This is a genomic window from Mesorhizobium sp. M7A.F.Ca.MR.362.00.0.0 (assembly GCF_004023175.1).
GTDB lineage: Bacteria > Pseudomonadota > Alphaproteobacteria > Rhizobiales > Rhizobiaceae > Mesorhizobium.
On sequence record NZ_RZTF01000668.1, the window covers coordinates 1 to 1,838 of the forward strand.

The 1,838-nt window shown below is 61.0% G+C and carries 1 protein-coding gene and 2 pseudogenes; 1 reads left to right on the forward strand and 2 read right to left on the reverse strand.

Translation table 11 applies throughout. The features are described from left to right. Together EOC06_RS36615 and EOC06_RS36620 are read right to left on the reverse strand one after the other, a co-directional pair. Window positions 1-519 (reverse strand): annotated as a pseudogene (locus tag EOC06_RS36615) (transposase); the annotation flags it as partial. 233 nt (window positions 520-752) lie between these two features. After that, window positions 753-1,172: pseudogene (locus EOC06_RS36620) on the reverse strand (ATP-binding protein); the annotation flags it as partial. A gap of 291 nt (window positions 1,173-1,463) precedes the next feature. Between EOC06_RS36620 and EOC06_RS45260 the strand changes: the two are divergent. Further along, window positions 1,464-1,799 (forward strand): tyrosine-type recombinase/integrase, encoded by a 336-nt coding sequence (locus EOC06_RS45260; protein WP_342587131.1) that lies wholly within the window; start codon window positions 1,464-1,466, stop codon window positions 1,797-1,799. The last annotated feature ends 39 nt before the right edge of the window (window positions 1,800-1,838 follow it).

The window sequence follows — 1,838 nt, forward strand, 5'->3', positions numbered from 1 at the left end:
GTGGGGTTCAGTGCTGCTCGCCGCCTGTCTGGCGGGAACCTTGAACTTGAGCCAATTCGCTACGCTGCGACGTTCATAGCCGGTCTGCCTCGCGATTTCGCTGTAGGACAGACCCTCTTCGCGCAAAGCGCGGAGCTTTTCGAATATCTCCCGGCGAGATTGCCTATGTGCGAGACGGGTGCGCCGGGGATGTGTGGCAGCGTCAACAATTGCGTCCTCCGACAGGATGGCCCTGCCCGTGGCATGTCCAGAAGAGCTCATCTGTTTGTCGATTGCCGATTGCCGAGCGAAGGTTCTGGATCAGATGAAACCGATCGGCTACCTGCCGGGCCTGCGGTGCGCCTTCTCGGACGGCCTGCGCATAAAGGCCGCGCGGTCCCGGCTGACGACCTCGACGGAAGGATGGTCACGCAGCCACTTGGCCGCACTCTCGACGCTGCGATCGTCCAGTATGTCGACAACCGAGCGACGCTCGAGATCAATCATGATGGTCCCATAGTTTGTCGCACGCCGCCAACTCCGTACGCCTCCGCCGAAGCCCGGCGAAGGCCGCCTTGCGAGAGGATGGCACGGTAGCGAGGCTGCGCTGCGTATTCCAACGAAGCCGGCCATCGATTCCGATTTGAAGCCGGCCAGTCATTCCGATTTCATTCCGGCCGGTGTTCCGATTTGAAGCCGGCCATTTTTCGGACTGATCCTGGGTCTCGTTGATGTTTGGATTGGGTTTCGTTTCCGGTCAAGCTTGCGCTGTTTCAGACGCTCATGCTTTCCCCGGTGAGATCGATGCGATAGGCGTTGTGAACGAGGCGGTCCAGGATGGCATCGGCCAGGGTTGGGTTTGCAATGATCTCGTACCAGCGATCCAGAGGCAACTGGCTGGTGACGATTGTCGATCGGCGTTCGTAGCGGTCTTCAATGATCTCAAGCACATCACGCCGCTGGTCATCATTGAGTTTTTCCGGTCCCCAGTCATCGAGAATGAGAAGGTCGGTTTTGGCGAGTTGCTTGAGGATCCGGCCATAACGTCCGTCGCCTCTCGCGAGGGCAAGCGTTGCAAACAGCCGGGGAACGCGGTGATAGGCGACGGAGAAATCCTCTCGGCAAGCTTTGTGGCCAAGCGCACAGGCCAGCCAGCTCTTGCCGACGCCCGCCGGCCCGGTGATGAGAAGACTGTGATGCTTTCTGATCCGCCTTCAGCAAGCAAGCCGGCACGTTGCGGGCTTTCGTCCGCTACGTTGGGCGCGCTCAGCTCGATGCGCCCGCTACCCGGACGATGGCGCTGGACTTCGTCCTGTCGTTCAGCGGCGCCGCGAACAGCCGCGCAATTCGCCATGGCGTGCTTCGCCGGTTTTACGAGTATCTCGCCGTCTACGGCGCCCGGAGCGCAGAGCTTTCCCCAGATCCAGAGCGATTCCGCCTCCGCGCATTCTCAGCGAGGCCGAGTTGGCATCACTCATCGACGCATGCCGCCGCATCTCGCCGGGAATCCTTCTCAAGGGGCGGACAATGGCCACGCTGATCGGATTATTGGCGAGCTCGGGGCTGCGATAGGCGAAGTGGTCAGACTTGATCGTTCCGACGTTGATCTGGCCAACGGGATTCTCCTCATTCGGAAGACGAAGTTCCGCAAGGACCGGCTCGTTCCAGTTCACACGACGACCCAAGCTGCCCTTCGTCGCTACGTCCATGAGCGGGATGCCGCTTTTCCCATGCCCAAGGGCCAGGCCTTTTTCCTCAGTTCCCCGGGGCAACCGCCTCTCGGCGACCGGCCTGCAAAACGGCTTTGCCGAGGTCCGTAAACTCGCCGACATTGATGGCGGGCGGCGGCGCAACTGGAC

Coding starts and splice junctions, on each gene's coding strand:
- EOC06_RS45260 (WP_342587131.1), top strand. CDS start 1,464: ATGCCGCCGCATCTCGCCGGGAATCCTTCTCAAGGGGCGGACAATGGC.